Genomic DNA, 17,598 nt, shown 5'->3' on the forward strand with positions numbered 1-17,598 from the left:
ACTGCCTGATTATACAGGCGGTTCTCAATCCCTTAATGATCCTTCAAGCCTCGCAGCGCATCACTCAGCCCTTCAAGATCCAGGCCGTCTACGGCAAATGCCGTGCGCAGCAGATCCGGCTTGACGAATTCATCGTATTTGCCCAAATATGGCGCCTCTTTCGGATCAAGCAGCGACTCGGGCCCGGCGACAAGGCATTCGTCCAGCTCTCCGGCGATGGCATCCATCAGCTGCTCCGGGGTCGTCTTGCCCGCGACCACCATATAATACGGCTCCATGGGTACGATGGACCGCAGGGAGTGGGCGCCAGCAAGATTGTGCTTCAGCAGCCGCTCCAGCGTACGGAATGGCTTGCTGCCCGCCCAGGGCAGGACAAACATGGAGTCTCCCCCCGCAGGTATGACGGTGCTGTTCAGCAGCCCGCTCTCCCGGGCGAGACGCCGGGCCCGCTCCAGCCGCTGCACTGCACCTGGCGCCAGATAAGGATACAGCGTGCTGTCATCGAGAACCTGGCGCATTTTGCGGACGACCCTGGTATGGATGTCTCCGCCTGCACCAAGCCAAAGGGTATCAACCTTGCCCTTGGATGATTTGACGTACAGCGCCTTATGCCGGGGATCGACCTCCTCCACCTTCCACAGCTTGCCGGCCAGCGAGAAGCAGTAGCCTGGCGGCGGCACGGTCGTGATGGAGCCGATCTCCTCCGACCCGTTATACACGACATGCTCTTCATCGTCTTTGAACACCGCGTAGAAGCGGAAATGGTTCACGATGCGCTCTCCCGTCAGGCCGATAATGAGCGGCCCTTCATCGGTGCGCTGGATATGGTCTGTCTGCAGCAGATAATTCAGAAAATCCCTGTACTCTGCCGCCGTGAAGCCGCGAAAAACAGGCAGCGTCAGCACCGCCTTCGCCAGCTCGGCCGGCTCGGCTTCCCCCATGCTTTTCAGAATGCTCATCGTCTGATGATACAAGAGCCCGACCGGCTTCTGCCGCAGTGTCAGCGGCTCCACCCACCTCTCGTGAACATACAGCTCAATGACCGCGATCGCGCGCAGCAGCATCCAGGGCATGCGCGCCGGGAGCTGTGCAGTTTCATCCTCTTCCTCCGGACATAGAAACAGCATCTCCGATGCCTGTCCACGTCTGCCGGAGCGCCCCAGCCGCTGCACAAAGCTGGAGCAGCTGTACGGGGCACCGAGCTGCACGACCCGCTCCAGCTCGCCCAGGTCAATGCCCAGCTCCAGCGTCAGCGTGGCGGCGGCTACAGCAGGACCGGGGCCGCTGCGCAGCGCCGCCTCGGCTTCCTCCCGCAGCATCGAGGAAATGCTGCCGTGATGAACATGAAATACATCCGGCTCCTGACGCTTCGCAGCCACCCCCCGCATTTCCAGTGTCGTCAGCTCGGCATCGGAGCGGCTGTTCGTAAAGATGAGCGCTTTATGACGGCGGGTCGTGTCATACATATAATCGTAGTATGCTTTCTCCGCGTGCTCCCGCTGCTCCGCCTTCTTCTCATCCCGTGCATCCGGAAATGAAAAATGCTCGACGCTGATCCGCAAGCGGCGCGATCCTGGCGGGGACACCACCTCCGCCAGTTCTTTCGTGCCGGCCGCCAGCCATCCGGCCGCCGTGTCATAATCCTTGAGGGTGGCAGACAGCCCGATACGGCGCGGCGTGCAGGCTGCCATCCGCTCGATTCGGGTCAGCTGGCTCAGCACCTGAATCCCCCGGTCTGCCCCCATAAAGGCGTGCACTTCGTCAATAATGACATACCGCAGGTCGTGAAACAGCGCCGGAATGGCATTCGGGCGATTCATAAGCAGTCCTTCCAACGATTCCGGTGTAATCTGCAGCACGCCGGAAGGATTTTGCATCAGCTTGGTCTTCTCCTCCTGCGACACATCCCCATGCCAGTGCCATACCGGCACCTCTCCCTCCCGAAGCAATTCCTGAATCCGCTCAAACTGGTCATTAATGAGTGCCTTCAGCGGACCAATGTACAGAATGCCAACCGAGGACGAGGGGGCTTCATACAGTCCTGTCAGTGCCGGAAAAAAAGCCGCCTCCGTCTTCCCCGACGCCGTCCCCGATGCGATTAGAAGATGATGAGAGGTGTCCAGCAGCACCCGGCAGGCCTCCACCTGTGCTTCGCGCAGGGTGTCCCAGCGTTTGCGGTACATGTATTCGCGGATGAAGGGAGCCAGCCTGTAGAACAGATGACCCTGGCTGCTCATAGCTCAAACTCCGCCAGGAAATCATCACTGTCATCCTCCTGGTTCTCATTGGAGCTGGATTTGGCGCCTGTAGACGCCGAAGTCTGTGCCGGTGAGGACCGCTTCCCGAGCAGCGTGTCAAAATCACTGTCCGGGTGCTGATGCAGCGTATGCAGCAGATCCAGGAAATCCCGGACGACCTCGCGCGGAGTCAGCAGCTCCTCAGCGCCGAGGCGGTTTACCGCATTTTGCATAAAGGCAACCAGCTGCGCATCCTCCAGCGCCGCCGGATATTGATAATGCAGTGCATGAATGTCCCGCAGCTTCTGAAGCAGAATGAGAATCTCTTCATGCGACAGCATGCTCAGCGTAAGAATGGGCGAGCTGTAGGTGCGGTACGACTGCGAGCCGTAGCGCCCGTCGATCAGGCGCGAGCGCAGCGCGTCATAGCTGAACAGCCCCCGCCGCTCATCCTCGACGAACTGAGGCGTACCGCCCAGCAGAATACCAAGATGCCGGGCCTTGCCCTGCATCGTATCATTGAACAGCGTCAGCAGCTTCTCATAGTTGCTTTGGCGGGATACGGTATTCGTGATTTTGTATAGATTGACACCCTCGTCGATGAAGAGCAGCAGCCCCTTGTATCCAATCAATGCTGTAAATTCCGCCCACAGCTTCATGTAGTCGTACCAGCTCTCATCATCAATGATCATTCCGACTCCGAGCTCCTGCCGCGCCTCTGTGCGCGTCCGGTATTCCCCCCGAAGCCAGCGCAGGGCCGCCTGCTTGACATCATCATCTCCCAGCTTGCAGCCTTTCCAATATGCCGTCAGCACCTTGGCAAAATCAAAGCCGTGCACCAGGCTCTGCATACTGCCCGTCACTTCAAAAATCCGCTGCTCCACCCTCAGGCTAAAGCCAGGATCATCGGCGGAGATGCCCTCCTTCTGAACCAAGGACTGCTGGATGGCAGAGATCCATTTCTGGAGGATGACCTCCAGCGCTCCGCCGTCCGGGCGTGTCCGGGTGGACAGGTGAGTCATAAGCTCACGGTAGGTGGCAAGGCCCTGTCCCTTCGTCCCCACCAGGCGCCGCTCCGGCGACAGATCCGCATCGGCCACGACGAAATCCCGGTCCATCGCATAGTTGCGAAGAATCTGGAGCAGAAAGCTCTTGCCGCTGCCATACCGCCCGCTGATCAGGCGAAAGGCTGCACCGCCCTCCTGAATATTGTCCATATCCTGCAATATCGCTTCGACCTCAGGTTTGCGGCCCACCGCAATGTGCTCCAGCCCGACTCGCGGCACGACACCGGCCGTCAACGAGTTCATCAGCGCGGTCGTCAGCCGCCGCGGAATTTTTAACTCAGTCATCTCTTGATCACCTCTTCGTGAAATCCAGCATATCTGCATAATCCTCCAGCAAAGCATCTCCATCTATTAAAAGATCGCCGATCCATTCCATCGCCGCCTCGTTAATCTCATCCAGCAGCAGTTCTGGCATGGAGCCGGCACGCTCTGCTGCTGCCTGCCGAGCAGCAGGCCCCAGATTGTGCTTCAGTGCATACAGCATCTCCAGCTGCGGAGGCGTCAGTCTCAACGCCAGCTCCTGCCACTCCTGTCCCAGCTGCTCCGTATTCCAGTGTATCCCGCCATCGGCCGTGTTGTCCCAAGAAGGAGGGACAGGCGCCGCCCCGGCAAAAGATTCGCTCTCATCCGGTGCAGGAGATTTCTGGTCCTCAGACTCCGGCTCTTCCACCATAAGCAGGTCCCGCACGAGATCCGACTCCTGCTGCAGCCGCTGCAGCTTGTCCGGATCAATAGTGACCACGGGCGCCGGCGGCTGGGGCGCTTTCACGCCGGCGCCGAGCTCTTTTTCCAAATAACGTCGGATGAGCTTACCGAGCCCTGGCTCGACACTCACGCCCTTCAGCCGCCCTTTAAAGTGCATCAGCTCTCTCAGCACGTTCTCGGTCAAGCGGACCAGCTGTGTGAGAAACGCCCGGAGAGGTGAATAGGCGGACAGCTTCATATAGCGCACAGTTACCGTGCGTCCAAACAGGCTCTCGTCGTATACTGCCGTCCGGAACAGCGGCCGCTCCGCGTTAATCTCAGGCGGTCTAAAGCGCTCCAGCAGGCGACCGGCTCCCGTCTTCTCTCCGTAAGCATCTGCCAGAGCAATCACTTTGGGGACATAGGTCTTCAGCGCCTTACTGCCGGATTCCTGGAAAAAACGGCTCTTCTCGGGATCGACATCCAGCAGCTCCCGAAGCACGTCCCAATTCAGCTCAACGGGACGGGCGCTGAACCGCCGCAGCCACTCCCGCTCCCGAAGCTCGGGCGAGAGGCTGCGGGGGAGCTTGTCCAGGACGTCCGCTTCCGGCAGCTCCAGGCCGTGCACCCGGGCAAAATCAAACCGCCACTCTCTCAGATAACTGTCGAGCTTACGGTACCGGCCGCGGTAAGCAAGCCAGACCTGATTCAGCAGCTGCCAGCCCTGCTGCGGCCCGCTCCAGCCGATGCCGTGAATTAGCTCATATATATAGAGAAACAGGTAGGAAAGGTCCGTGTCCGGGTAGCTTCCGGAACGCACCTCCTCCCTCCAGTAGAAATACCAGCGCTCCTGCGGCGGTGACATTTCACTGTACACCGGCCAGTAGCTCTTGAACGGAGTGAAGGGCGCCTGCGGCTCCGCATGCCACTCCAGCTCCTTGGCCCGCAGGTAAAACTGCTGCTCACGCGTGTAATATCTTACACCATCAAAAGACGGGGGCACGCTAGAGGCCGGCAGCGTCGAAACCTCGGGAGAAGGCGGCGTCGGCCGCGTCAGCGCGTGACCAGCATGGCTGGCTGCGCCTGAGGGCTGCTCCCCTGACGGTCCAAAATCCAGCTCCGCCAAGGTAAGCTGTCCTGTGAAAGCCTCTTGGCTGTCGCCCGTGAATTTCTCTGGCTCCCGCAGGGCAGCCTCGGTCTCCTGCATGGCCGCTTCTGTTTCCTGGTGCCTGCGTACTGCAGACTCCTCCGGAATTCTCAGCTCCCGCTCTTCGCCGCCCAGCTGAAACTCAGCAAAGGTGAGCTGCAGGTCATGGCTCCGCCATGACTTCACTTTTGGCCCCTCCTGGCGGGAAACTTCGTGTACCTGACCCGGTCGGGGGCTTTGATGCCGCTGCTCCGATCTGGAGCTTTGATGCGGCTGCTCGGATCTGGGGCTTTCGCGTGGCTGCTCTGACCTGGGGCTCACGCCTCCGCTGCTCTCTCGCTTGGCGTGGCGGGGTCTGCGTTCCGGTTCCTGTGGCTGCGTCACGGCCTCTCACCTCCTTTTTGTCCACTTCGTCTCTCTATTGTACCACTCCCCGCGAGGAGCTGGATTCGTTTGTACAATGACTGTATTGCCGTCTATACTTGATATAGGCGAGCTTTCATGGAACATACGTTCCATTTTATCACAACATGAATCGCCCTGTCTGTATGTTCCACAGCCCATCGCAGACTTCCTGTAGAAAGGATTATGATATGAACAAGTGGATCAAAACGATTCTGTATCTGGTTGGCGCCGCCATCTTGACCCGACTCATTCCTTTTTCCTCCTGGTTCCGCATTATGGACACCATGGTGCATGAGCTGGGCCATGCGCTCGCGACCCTCGCTTTGTCCGGACGGGTACTGAGCATCGAGCTGAATCCGGATCACAGCGGCGTGACCTACTCCCTCGTAGCACCGGGATGGAAGTCCCTCGTCGTTTCCATGGCAGGATATATTCCGGCCTCCCTGTTCTCTGTGCTGATGTTTTACGTTTATGCCCGCCAGAAGCAGGGACAGGGGCTGCTAGCTATAACTGTAACCGCACTGCTCATGATCATCCTGTTCGTCCGCAACGGCTACGGCATCTGGTGGCTCTCCATCTTCATTGTGATTACCCTTGTCTTCTATTTGATTGGTGGAAAAATCCGAAATGCCTACTATCTCTTACTCGCTTTCCTCTGCCTGGAGGAATCGGTCATGGGACCGGTAACGCTGCTCATCTATGGAGTCATTACTCCGGCGCGTGCCGGCGATGCGGCGAATCTCGCCCATCAGACCCCTCTGCCTGCAGTCGTGTGGGCGCTGATCTTTTTAGCCTTTGCCCTGTGGTGCGCCAAGCTCGCGCTGCAGCTGTTCTGGGGCAGGCGGTCAGCATCAGGCCGCAGCCTGGACATGAGCGCGCGGCTGCGCTAGCACCGCGCCGCGCCAGGCGCCCGCTCCTCTGCTCGATGCTCCAGCGCAGCAGAGCTACCCTCTTTTTTTGCAGCTGGTTGCAGCTGCCAACCGCATAATGATAGCGCTTAAATTCTCTGTTGACGGAAGTCAAGCGACTCCTGTAATATGGATTTCACTTGGAATTTATTCGGTGTCATAGCAGAAACTAGGGGGTAACCGGGTGGACGCAGCGGGAGATGGTCAAATCAGAAATACCTTGAAGAACAAATGGAGCGCTTATCAAGAACGGAGAGAGACCTATTTCTGGGTGCTGTCCTATTTGAAGCCTTACCGCGGGAGTTTGATCGCCCTCATCGTGATGGGACTTGTTCTCGCGCTTGGCGAGATTAGCATTCCGCAATTTTTACGCTATCTCATTGACGTGGTAGTTCCTGAGAAGAGCAACACACTATTTTTCACAGCGCTGGCCGTATTGATCCTTGTTCTGGGATTGATGTTTGCAGCGACGGCCCTTTGCAACATTCTGGAACGCTCGGTGCAGGAGAAGGCCGCCCGGGATTTACAGCTCAGCCTGTTCACACATCTAAGGAAGCTGGGCTTTGCTTACTATGAGCAGCACCCGACCGGAGAAACCCTGTCTCTGTTCAACCACAACCTGACGGCGGTTCAGAAGATCTACACCCAATACCTGCCCCTCATCATCCGGCATCTGCTACTCATTCTGGTGCCCCTGGTCATGGTACTCCATATGAACACGAAGCTGACGCTTTTCATTCTTCCATGCTATTTCCTCTACTATTTGATAGGTCCTGCTATTGATGGAAAGACAGCGATGTATTTTAAACAGCAAACCCAGGAGCGGGAACGACTAAATCAGAAAATTTATAATTCGGTCAGTTCACTGGTAGAAGTGCGTGCTTTTGGCGCGACCTCCTGGGAAGTGGGGCGTTTTACGGAAACATATGAGCAATATGCAAAAACCCGTCTCGGCTCCCTGCTCTACCGGCATCTGCAATTCTCTTTTCGAATGACGGCTACAGCCGTCGGAGTCATCCTGATGTACATCCTCGGCTCTCAATCAATTACAAGTGGCAGCATGAGTGTGGGCACTTTCGTATCATTTACCATCTACATATTGATGATCTTCCGCTCGATCGGGCGTTTGACTTTTCAACTGCTGGAGCAAAGCTACTGTATAGGCCAGGCACAGCTATTGTATGAATATGCTCAGCACAAGCCTGTGGTTCAAGAAGACCGAAAGCCCCGGTTCCTCTCTGACATTGCCGGAGCGTTGACGTTCAGCGAGGTTCATTTCAGCTATAAGGGACGTTCACCGGTGATCACGGGATTTACAGCACAGATTCTTCCCGGGCAAAAGACGGCTCTCGTAGGGACTAGCGGCGGCGGAAAATCGACACTGCTCAAGCTGGTAGGCCGGTTTTACGATTCGGATCAAGGTCAGATTCTACTGGATGGCGTCCCCTTGACCGAGCTCTCCCTAAGTCAAATTCGGGAATCGATCGGCATCGTGTTTCAAGAAACGTATCTATTCGGTTTGTCCATCCAGGAAAATATCCGCTTCGGTCGACCGGATGCCTCTCAAGCGGACATCATTGCGGCTGCAAAGGCCGCCTTCATTCATGATTTCATATTGGAGCTGCCAGAGGGATATAACACCTTGGTCGGTGAGCGGGGCATCCGGCTTTCCGGCGGCCAGAAGCAAAGAATTGCTATTGCAAGAATGTTTATCAAGAATCCGTCCATCATCCTATTGGATGAAGCGACTGCCTCACTGGATACAGTCAGTGAAAAAGCGGTACAGCATGCGCTGCAGGCGCTGCTAGCAAGCCGGACCACCATTGCGGTAGCCCACCGGATTTCTACGATCCGCGATTACGATCAGATTATCGTGATTGATCAGGGAAAAGCGGTGGAGCAAGGTACCTATGAGGAGCTTGTCAGGCAGCAGGGCATCTTTTATCAGCTGGTAAAGGGGGAGGAGCTTCATGAAGAGCAGCTTGGCTTGGATATGGCCATTCATACGTAGAAGCAAGGGCTGGTATCTGTTCGGTTTTGTCATTATGATGGCAGAAACGGCCTTTTCCCTTGGGGGAACCTGGGTTCAGAAATGGATCATTGATGATGTTTTTATCGCGGGTGAGACGGAGCATGCCCTGACCTACTTTGTACTGCTGGGGGTTTGTCTGTTTGCGGCTCCTGTACTCTTTACAGCGACAGCCATGGTGCATCACAGAATCGGCTATGCACTGCGCATCACGTTAGGAAAGCTTGTTATGAACCATCTGTACCACCTGCCGCTTTCGCATATTCAGAAGGAACGAAGTGCGCGGTTTACAGATTATCTCGTGAAGGACATTTATACGGTGGGCGGCGGCGTTTCATACCAGATGCCAAAGGCACTGCAGCGCGTAGTGTCCGCGGTCGTGATCATGATCATTATCGGCAGCGTCAGCCTGATGCTGCTGCTCTCTACCACCGTGCTGTGTCTCAGCTTTATGGCGTTGGGACGCTATTTGGGAGAAAAGGTTCGGTCAAGCTCACGTCAGGTAGCCGATCGGAAAACAGCGCTCACTGTACATATGGAAGAAGGCATTGCCGCTACCAAGGAAGTCGTCGCCTTTCACCGGGAAGCCTGGGAGCTGGAGCGGTATCATCGGTTGTTTAAGCCTTATATGGAAGAAGTAATGAAAGCAGGACGTCTGGAGAACAAGCAAATGATTCTCAGTCAGCCGTTGAAATGGTCTGCCACTTTAGTCGTTCTGGCCTTTGGTGGCTATCAGGTGATGCAGGGCACGATGAGCGCCGGCTTGCTCATCGTGCTATGGCAATATTCCTCGAGCTTAATGGATGATTTCCATATGATTTTTGAGCATGCCATGCAGGGCGCGCGCCTGGTCGGTACCATTGACCGACTGAAGCGGATTACAGACGTCGAGAAAATGGCGGATGGAAGCCAAGCCTTCACAGAACCGATCACCTCTATGGAGCTCAAAAAGGTAAGCTTCTCCTTTCAAGCGGAGGCGGGGCAGCCCATCCTGCAGGAGCTGGACATGACACTGAAGGTAGGCAAGAAAAATGCCATCGTCGGAGCCAGCGGCGGCGGAAAATCCACCATATCCAAGCTGCTGGCCCGGTTCTATGAGCCAGAGGCAGGGGACATTGAGGTGAACGGTCATTCGCTTTCTCTCCTGCTAAGGCAGGATTGGTCGGAGCGGGTATGCATTGTCCTCCAGGAGCCGTACTTCTTCCCGGAGTCCATCCGCACCAATCTGACGATGGGACGAGCTCACATCTCGGACGAGGAGTTGATGGCGCTCTGTAAGGCCATGTATATTGACGATTTCATCAACTCACTGCCGCTGGGTCTGGATCAGGAGATCGGAGAACGCGGTGTAATGCTCTCCGGGGGCCAGCGTCAGCGTCTTTCACTCGTTCGCGCACTCGCTGCACGGCCAGAGGTGCTCATTCTGGACGAGGCGACCTCGGCGCTGGATTTGGAAACGGAGCGTAAAATTCAGCGCAGCCTGGATACGCTGCGGGAAGGGCTGACAACCATCGTCATCGCTCACAGATTGTCTACGATCCGCAACGCTGACGTCATTTTCGTCATAGACAAAGGTGCATTGGTGGAGGAAGGGAACCACGACATCCTGCTGGCGCAGGATGGGCTGTACCGAAAGCTGCTGCGGGGCGAAGAAGAAGCCACCGGCGTCGCCTGAAAGATGGTGGAGCAATCCACCGGCCTCGGCGCTGGGGCGGTTCAGAAGTAAATGAATGCGAAAATTCGAACTCATTGCGTCACTCGGGCGGATCAGCACCAAATGAACTCGAAATACCGAACTCGTTGCCCCACTCGGGCGGTTCAGCACCAAACGAACTGGAAAAACCGAACTCATTGCCCCGCTTGGGCGGTTCAGCACCAAATGAACGCGAAAAACCGAACTCATTGCCCCACTTGGGCGGTTCAGCACCAAACGAACTCGAAATACCGAACTCATTGCCCCACTTGGGCGGTTCAGCACCAAACGAACTCGAAAAACCGAACTCATTGCCCCACTCGGGCGGATCAGCACCAAACGAACTCGAAATACCGAACTCATTGCCCCACTTGGGCGGATCGGCACCAAACGAATGCGAAAAACCGAACTCATTGCCCCACTTGGGCGGTTCAGCACCAAACGAACTCGAAATACCGAACTCGCTGCGCCGCTGGATCTCACCCTGTCGCACTCTACTGCAGCCGGAAGCTCATTAACACCTCCCGATCCGCTGCCAAGGTGGCCCATGCCAGAAACGCAGTCAGCAGGAAGGCTATTGTGAAGCTGATCATATGCCGCCGCGTGTGCCGGATATATTTCTTCTCCAGCCAGCCGTTAAAGCATAGGTACAGTGCACCCGCAGCCAGAATACCCTGCATCATTCTGAACGGGTCTATTACAGCATTGAAGTCAATCAGCAGGATGCCGAACACAACGGTACCCATCATCAAGGTTGAAGCGATATACCACTTTTTCCCCGCTTTGTCACTCAGCTTCTCATGACGATGCTCGCTCTTGACGAGAATTAGGTTTAAGACGATCGACACTACAGATATAACGAACCCTACAATTCCAATGACGTTCATGGTTTGTCCTCCTTCTTCCACGCATGGATGACAGCCCTGCTAGGCTGCATACCGCCTTCTTATATTAACGTCTCCAGCTTGGCAGAAGTTTGTACCCTTTCAGACAGCCGCAGACGATGCCGATGCTAATGCAGGAGCACAGCTTCAGCCGTCTTGCCGCATGTGAAAAGCCCGGCACCGCTTGTACAGCGAGTCCGGGCTTCAAATAACACGAAGTGCATCAAATCAAAGTCAGCAGCGTGCCGCCAAGCGCTCCCGCGATGACGATCACCCACGGCGGAAGCTTCCAGAAGACGAGCATGAGGAAAAAGACAGCGGCCATGGCAAAATCCGCCGGCGACAGAATCGTCGTCGTCCACAGCGGATCATAAAGCGCGGCCAGCAGGATGCCGACGACTGCGGCATTGATTCCGACCAGGGCGCCTTGCACCTTGGGATTGCGGCGCATAGCGTTCCAGAACGGCAGCGTGCCGATAATGAGCAGAAACGCAGGCAGAAAAATCGCAGCGGTGGCGATCACTGCGCCGGAAATGCCGCCAGCCAGTGTCCCCAGAAATGCCGCGAAGGTAAACAGCGGGCCCGGCACGGCCTGGGCTGCACCGTAGCCGGCCAGGAAGTCCTCTTTGTTCACCCAGCCCGCCGGTACGACCTCTCGCTCCAGCAGCGGCAGCACAACATGACCTCCACCGAACACCAGCGAGCCGGACCGGTAGAAGCTGTCAAACAGCGGCAGCCAGCCGCTGACCGCTCCCTGTCGAAGCAGCGGCAGCGCTGCCAGCAGCGCCGCGAACAGCACCAGACAGAAGAGCGCGACTCCGCGCTTCACGGGGATATTCAGATCCGTGACCTCCGGGGTCTCGGCTTTGCGGTACATCCACAGCCCGAACAGTCCCGCTGCGACAATGATGCCGACCTGACTGAACACCGACTGCCACAGCAGCGCGATAGAGGCTGCCGCGATAGCCAGTGTCGCCCGGCTTCGATCCGGTGCCAGCTTCTGGCCCATCCCGAGTATCGCATGGGCCACGATCGCTACGGCGACCAGCTTCAGTCCGTGAATCCAGCCCGCATTGCCCAGATCCATCCCCTGCAGCAGCAGAGCGAACAGCACCAAGGCCACAACGGAAGGCAGCGTGAACCCGAGCCAGGCGATCAGCCCGCCTACAAGCCCTCCGCGAATGACGCCAATGCCGATGCCGACCTGACTGCTGGCCGGTCCGGGAAGGAACTGGCACAGCGCGACCAGATCTGCATAGCTTCGTTCATCCATCCATTTACGCCGCCGTATGTATTCGTTGTGAAAATACCCAATGTGCGCAACCGGTCCGCCAAAGGACGTCAACCCAAGCTTCGTGGACACCGCCAGTACCTCCAGATAGGTGCCTGCCTTCCCTTTTGACCCGTAACGGGCAGCAGCTTGCTCCTTGCTCTCCATGAGCTCTCATCCCTCCAAATCTTATAGTCTCTCTATACCACACTTTATCCACCCACTTCATCACAGCGTCCCGATACCGGCTCTCACAGGAAAGCCAGCGGTCGGTCTGCTCATGACACATCCATTTTGTGGGTCCCACACTATCTATATCATGGACGATAACATCCGGAAAAGTAAATACACCATGCTGTTTTTTTATGGGAGCCATGAGCCTGCAGCCCTTCCCCCATCACAGGGGACTACAGGCTCATTATGCATGCAGATCGGCTCCTTTGCTCTAGAATTACCAAGCCAGCGGCAGACAAAAAAAGCCGCCCTGCTGTGAAATCAGGACGGCTTAGATGCAAAAGCTGCTATTCGTCTTCGGTCAGAATGGGAGTCATCCGCAGCTCAAAGGCCATGTCCTTATCGCTCAGCTGATACTGCTCCAGGAGATCCGTTCCGCAGGAGCTGGAGCCGATCCCGTTCATTTTGTAATCCAGATGCACGATCGTCTCCTTGCGTCTACGCAAGGAATACGTATGCTTCGCCTGAGTCATATCCTCCGGCGTGTAGTGCAGCGCCTGGAACGAGAACTCCGAGCCCGGGCTGGTGAACAGAAGGCCCATACCGAGTGCATTGCTGACAGAAGCCCACTCTGTTCCATACCGCGAGCCATTCTCCTGCGGCACAACATAGGAATGGTGCATCTGATCGACGGTCAGCTCATATTTGCTTTTTCTAACGCTTTGACGCTTGTCGATATAGCTTTCATGCGGTCCGTAGCCAAAGTACTCCACCTGCTCATTGCCTGCCGGCATGACGAGCTGCAGCCCGAAGCGAGGCAGATACGGCAGATCCTCCCGCACCTGAACGGACGTGTTCAGCGTGATCGCTCCGGCGCCGTCCACCTCCCAAACAGCCTTGCCCTTGAGCAGCGGCAGCTTGATGTTGCAGGTCAGTGCGAAGTCCACCTCGATTTGTACCCGCTTCTCTGATACCTCGGTGACCTCGGCGCGGTAGACCTTCGTGATGGCGCGGTCATAGCCTTCCTTGCTCCAGAGCACCTTGATCTTGCGGTCATTATCTGCGGGCGCCCGCCAAATGCTGAACTGCGGCTTGCCCTGAAGCAGCGGCACACCATGCTTGGTGATCTTCGTAAATGTCCCGGCGTGAAGATCGAATACATGCAGGAAATCAAAGCCCTCCACGATCACCTCAACGTCCCGCTGCTCTACCGTAATATCCGGCAGTACCCGCAGATCGGCAGCCGGTGCAGGCACAGAAGCCGGCATTGGCAGCTCGAACTGCTCACTGGTCAGCTCATGCCCTGCCGCTGCCCATGGCTTGTCGGTGCGCTGCGTTACGAACAGATTAAGGAACCAGCGTCCTGCCGTATGAGGAACCGAATAAGGAATGGTCACGATCTCTGTGCCATGAGGAGGCGTTTGCAGCGACGGCAGCTCTCCCTGCTCCACGGTTTCGCCGTCAAGCTCGACCTTCCAGCTCATGACGACATCTGACAGGTCGATAAAGTCATAGCGATTACTTACGCGAACCTTGCCCTCGGCGGCATCCTCCGCCTCCAGCAGCACGGGCGCCATCACCTTTTTCAGCTCCAGCAGGTTCGTATGAGGAATCCGGTCCGGGCTGACGAGCCCGTCAATACAGAAGTTCCCGTCGTTCTGCACATCGCCGAAATCGCCGCCATAGCCATAGAACGTCTGCCCATCCGGGGATTCCGCCTTGATGCCGTGGTCACACCACTCCCATACACAGCCGCCCATCAGCTTCGGATAGGCATAGATCACGTCCCAGTAATCCTTCAAGTCTCCGCAGCTGTTGCCCATGGCATGGCTGTACTCGCATTGCAGCAGGGGCTTGGTCTGGCTCTCATCACTGCCGTAAGCAATCAGCTCCTGCACGGTGGCATACATTCTGCTGTTCATATCCAGGCAGCTGGTATCAGGATGGCCGTTATATTTCAGCGCCGCCCCTTCGTAGTGCACGGGACGTGTCGTGTCGCGCTCCCGGGTCCAGCGTGCCATCGCGATATGATTTACGCCATAGCCGGATTCATTGCCCATAGACCAGATCACCACGGACGGGTGGTTCTTGTCCCGTTCAACCATGCGGACAGCACGGTCGAGGAAGGCTGCTTCCCACTCCGGATTTTTCGTAAGCATATGATAGTCTCCGGCATGCAGCACACCGTGCGCCTCCAGATCCGCCTCATCAATGACATAGAAGCCGTACTGGTCGCATAAATCCAGAAATCTCGGGTCATTCGGGTAATGGGAGGTCCGGATCGTGTTGATGTTATGCTGCTTCATCAGCTTCAAATCCTGAATCATATGCTTCAGCGGAATCGTCTGTCCCAGCTCCGGATGGGAATCGTGACGGTTGACGCCCTTCAGCTTGATGTCCTGGCCGTTGATGCGGAATACGCCGTCCACCACTTCTACTTTGCGGAGTCCGACATGAAAATGCAGCACCTCACCCGCACCGCTGACCAGCAGCGAATACAAATACGGATTCTCTGCACTCCACAGCACCGGGCTTGCGATGTCCAGGCGCAGCGTTTCCTTACCCTTCACCCGGGCCGTGCTGGAGCTGACCTCGTGCCCCGCTGCATCCAGCAGCTGAACCTGCACCTCCACACTGCCATGGCTCTCGACATCGCAGCGCAGTGAGGCCTGCTTGTAGTCCGCCGATAAATCAGCCTGATAGAACACGTCGCGGATTCTTTCCTGACTGCGGGCAAGCAGATACACATCTCTGAAAATACCCGAGTAACGCCAGGCATCCTGATCCTCCAGATAGGTGCCGTCGCACCATTTGAGCACCATAAGGGCCATGCGGTTCTTGCCGCTGCGCACATAAGAACTCAGATCGAATTCCGCCGGAATGCGGCTGCCTTGGCTATAGCCGACAAACGCACCGTTCACCCACAAATAGAAGCAGGAATTCACGCCTTCAAAGACGACATGCGCTGCCTGGTCCTTCCAATCGCCGGATACGTTAAATTCCCGGATGTACAGCCCCGCCGGATTCTCGTCCGGGACGAAGGGCGGATCGCACGGAATCGGATAATTCACATTGCAGTACTGCATCTGGTCATACCCGTTAGACTGCCAGCAGGAAGGCACCAGCAGGTCGTCCCAGCCAGAGTAATCATAAGTCTCCTCGTAGAAAGCCTCCTTCACCTCCTGCACACTGCGGTGGTAGCGGAACTTCCATTGTCCATTCAGGGTTTGGTAAAAAGGGGATTTGCCGCGCTTCCCCTGTCTTGCCGATTCTGTATTGGCATACGGTATATAGTAAGCTCTCGGGGCTTCCCGATTGAGATGAAGCACGTCAAGATTTTCCCAGACCTTCTGCAGATCCTTCATTAAATAACCTCCCGAGTACAAAAAATGATGTTTCCAAGACCCGGATACCTGACCTCGGCATCGCAGGCCTTATTCCCATCATATCTGCTGTGCGGTCTCTTTTCCCATGCACATACCCTCACAATAGTAGTACTATTTTTACCTCGTTGCTGAAGTAGTACTATCTTGACTTCTCTGCGCCGGCTCGCCCCAGCTGCTTGATTGTTCCGCCGGCCCGCATCAGGGTCTGCATACGGGCCAGATTGTCTCCCTGCAGCAGATGATAGCTGTTCACCGTATTACGGGCCTGCTGCATATCGTCAAGATCAGCCAGCGGCCCAAGGCCCGCCCGCCAGGCTAGAAGCCTCTGCAGCAGTGCCTCCCTGACGGCGGCATGGGCGGGGTCCTGGAACAGATTATGTGTCTCCCCGGGGTCCTGATCCAGGTGATACAGCTCGCCCTCCACCACGTCATCGAGGAACATATGCGTGTACTTCAGATAGTGGTCGTTCATCAGCCGGTCGTGCAGCTCTTCCTGCCCCGGATACCAGGTAAGCTTCCAGGCTCCCTTGCGGATCATCAGTGCCGGCTCGCGCTGCAAGCCGCCTGTAAAAATATGCCCGAACACCTCATCCTTGGCGACTCCCGGCTCTCCCTGGAGCATGGGCAGAAGAGACTGCCCCTGCACGCCGCCCGGAATGTCAATTCCGGCAGCATCCAGGAGTGTCGGCATAATATCTATAATTTCTGCGAAAGCCTCATACGTTCCCTGGTGCTTGCTCTTCGGAAACTTGATCAGAAGGGGAATCCGGGACACCTCTTCATAGAGGATCCCCCATTTCTCGATAAAGCCGTGCTCGCCCATCATGGAGCCGTGATCCGATGTAAAGACGATGATGGAATCCTCGTACAGCCCGAGCTCCTTCAGTCTGCCAAGTACCTGACCGACCCGGTCATCCACATGCGTAACCAGGCCGTAATAGCTGGCCAGGCTGCGGCGGTAATCCTCCTCCGTCAAGCGGTCAAACCCCCGCGCCCGGTAATAATAACGGTGCAGCAGCGGTTTGGTGGAGAGATCCTCCTTCCACGTATCCGGCAGTCGCATTTCCCGGTAGTCATACATCGATGCATAAGGCTCTGCCGGAAAATACGGCGTATGCGGATCAATGATCGACAGCCGGTGGAACAGCGGCCGTTCACTGTCCTTGAGGTCGTTCAGCCGCTCTACATACGCTGTGGTCAGCAGCGAGTCGGCGGTTTCCCCGGGCTTTTGCGGATTAACGCCGTGGATGACGAGTGAAACCTCTCCTTCATTTTTTTTGTAGACACTGTTCTTCAGCAGCTCGCGATTCGTAACGCCGAACACCCCGACCTCTCCGCCGGCAAACTGGCCGCGGGGGTAATGCTCCTCAAAGCCGAAGGTGCCCGGTGTGTTAAAGTGGATTTTGCCGTAGTTGATCGTGTGATACCCGTGTTGACTCATGGTGCTGTACAGCGAGTGCTCATCCTCCACCGGAGCGAAGGCGTTGTCCAGCACGCCGTGACTGAGACCGTAGCGTCCGGTAGCCAGACTGACCCGCGCCGGAGCGCACATCGGGCAGCTCGTATACGCATTCGTAAATACAGCACAGTCCTTGGCGAATTGATCCAGATGGGGCGTCTGCACCGTGCTGTGGCCCCGGAATCCCAGCGTGTCGGCCCGCAATTCATCCGTCATTATAAAAAACACATGCGGCTTCTTGGCCATCCCGTTCCT

12 protein-coding genes are annotated in these 17,598 nt (G+C 56.6%); 4 read left to right on the forward strand and 8 right to left on the reverse strand.

Features of this window, described 5'->3' with window-relative positions:
• Nucleotides 1-32: 32 nt before the first annotated feature.
• From ACH6EH_RS03965 to ACH6EH_RS03975, 3 genes are read right to left on the reverse strand one after another with little or no spacing between them, the layout of a single operon-like run.
• Complete coding sequence (locus ACH6EH_RS03965) at nucleotides 33-2,237, reverse strand: DEAD/DEAH box helicase (RefSeq protein ID WP_397331205.1); 2,205 nt, start codon at nucleotides 2,235-2,237, stop codon at nucleotides 33-35.
• Entirely contained in the window at nucleotides 2,234-3,589 is a 1,356-nt protein-coding gene (locus ACH6EH_RS03970) for an ATP-binding protein (protein WP_397331206.1), read from the reverse strand. Before ACH6EH_RS03970 ends, ACH6EH_RS03965 begins: the two co-directional genes overlap by 4 nt.
• A 7-nt stretch (nucleotides 3,590-3,596) precedes the next feature.
• Nucleotides 3,597-5,321 carry a TerB N-terminal domain-containing protein gene (locus ACH6EH_RS03975; protein WP_397331207.1) on the reverse strand — a complete coding sequence of 575 codons (1,725 nt, stop codon included), beginning with the start codon at nucleotides 5,319-5,321 and terminating at the stop codon, nucleotides 3,597-3,599.
• Here ACH6EH_RS03975 and ACH6EH_RS03980 point away from each other — a divergent pair.
• The 4 genes from ACH6EH_RS03980 to ACH6EH_RS03995 all read left to right on the forward strand — a co-directional run bounded on the left by ACH6EH_RS03980 (nucleotide 5,312) and on the right by ACH6EH_RS03995 (nucleotide 10,152).
• A complete protein-coding gene (locus tag ACH6EH_RS03980; RefSeq protein ID WP_397331208.1) occupies nucleotides 5,312-5,599 on the forward strand; it encodes a hypothetical protein in 288 nt (95 codons plus the stop codon). The two genes, ACH6EH_RS03975 and ACH6EH_RS03980, sit on opposite strands and share 10 nt — an antisense overlap.
• 129 nt (nucleotides 5,600-5,728) lie before the next feature.
• Nucleotides 5,729-6,430, forward strand: a complete 702-nt coding sequence (locus ACH6EH_RS03985; RefSeq protein ID WP_397331209.1) for a M50 family metallopeptidase — start codon at nucleotides 5,729-5,731, stop codon at nucleotides 6,428-6,430.
• A gap of 202 nt (nucleotides 6,431-6,632) precedes the next feature.
• The gene (locus ACH6EH_RS03990) at nucleotides 6,633-8,459 is read left to right on the forward strand and encodes an ABC transporter ATP-binding protein (protein WP_397331210.1); all 1,827 of its coding nucleotides are present in this window, start codon (nucleotides 6,633-6,635) and stop codon (nucleotides 8,457-8,459) included.
• A complete protein-coding gene (locus ACH6EH_RS03995) occupies nucleotides 8,419-10,152 on the forward strand; it encodes an ABC transporter ATP-binding protein (RefSeq protein WP_397331211.1) in 1,734 nt (577 codons plus the stop codon). The genes ACH6EH_RS03990 and ACH6EH_RS03995 overlap by 41 nt, the downstream gene beginning before the upstream one ends.
• Nucleotides 10,153-10,231: 79 nt before the next feature.
• Here the strand turns inward: ACH6EH_RS03995 and ACH6EH_RS04000 are convergent, their stop codons facing one another.
• The 5 genes from ACH6EH_RS04000 to ACH6EH_RS04020 all read right to left on the reverse strand — a co-directional run bounded on the left by ACH6EH_RS04000 (nucleotide 10,232) and on the right by ACH6EH_RS04020 (nucleotide 17,589).
• Entirely contained in the window at nucleotides 10,232-10,663 is a 432-nt protein-coding gene (locus ACH6EH_RS04000) for a hypothetical protein (protein ID WP_397331212.1), read from the reverse strand.
• A gap of 1 nt (nucleotide 10,664) precedes the next feature.
• The gene (locus tag ACH6EH_RS04005; protein ID WP_397331213.1) at nucleotides 10,665-11,057 is read right to left on the reverse strand and encodes a hypothetical protein; all 393 of its coding nucleotides are present in this window, start codon (nucleotides 11,055-11,057) and stop codon (nucleotides 10,665-10,667) included.
• A 220-nt stretch (nucleotides 11,058-11,277) separates the two neighbouring features.
• Nucleotides 11,278-12,492 (reverse strand): chromate efflux transporter, encoded by a 1,215-nt coding sequence (gene chrA / locus ACH6EH_RS04010; protein ID WP_397331214.1) that lies wholly within the window; start codon nucleotides 12,490-12,492, stop codon nucleotides 11,278-11,280.
• Between the two features lie 353 nt (nucleotides 12,493-12,845).
• Entirely contained in the window at nucleotides 12,846-15,863 is a 3,018-nt protein-coding gene (locus ACH6EH_RS04015; RefSeq protein ID WP_397331215.1) for a glycoside hydrolase family 2 TIM barrel-domain containing protein, read from the reverse strand.
• 160 nt (nucleotides 15,864-16,023) lie between these two features.
• Complete coding sequence (locus ACH6EH_RS04020; RefSeq protein WP_397331216.1) at nucleotides 16,024-17,589, reverse strand: sulfatase-like hydrolase/transferase; 1,566 nt, start codon at nucleotides 17,587-17,589, stop codon at nucleotides 16,024-16,026.
• Nucleotides 17,590-17,598: the final 9 nt, after the last annotated feature.

The organism is Paenibacillus sp. JSM ZJ436, assembly GCF_044383795.1.
Taxonomy (GTDB): Bacteria; Bacillota; Bacilli; order Paenibacillales; family Paenibacillaceae; genus Paenibacillus_AQ; species Paenibacillus_AQ algicola.

Bases quoted from the DNA above. Each gene is read 5' to 3' on its own strand.
- ACH6EH_RS03985 (WP_397331209.1), top strand. From the start codon at position 5,729: ATGAACAAGTGGATCAAAACGATTCTGTATCTGGTTGGCGCCGCCATC.
- ACH6EH_RS04015 (WP_397331215.1), bottom strand. From the start codon at position 15,863: ATGAAGGATCTGCAGAAGGTCTGGGAAAATCTTGACGTGCTTCATCTC.
- ACH6EH_RS03995 (WP_397331211.1), top strand. From the start codon at position 8,419: ATGAAGAGCAGCTTGGCTTGGATATGGCCATTCATACGTAGAAGCAAG.
- ACH6EH_RS04020 (WP_397331216.1), bottom strand. From the start codon at position 17,589: ATGGCCAAGAAGCCGCATGTGTTTTTTATAATGACGGATGAATTGCGG.
- ACH6EH_RS03965 (WP_397331205.1), bottom strand. From the start codon at position 2,237: ATGAGCAGCCAGGGTCATCTGTTCTACAGGCTGGCTCCCTTCATCCGC.
- ACH6EH_RS03970 (WP_397331206.1), bottom strand. From the start codon at position 3,589: ATGACTGAGTTAAAAATTCCGCGGCGGCTGACGACCGCGCTGATGAAC.
- ACH6EH_RS04005 (WP_397331213.1), bottom strand. From the start codon at position 11,057: ATGAACGTCATTGGAATTGTAGGGTTCGTTATATCTGTAGTGTCGATC.
- chrA (WP_397331214.1), bottom strand. From the start codon at position 12,492: ATGGAGAGCAAGGAGCAAGCTGCTGCCCGTTACGGGTCAAAAGGGAAG.
- ACH6EH_RS03980 (WP_397331208.1), top strand. From the start codon at position 5,312: ATGACTTCACTTTTGGCCCCTCCTGGCGGGAAACTTCGTGTACCTGAC.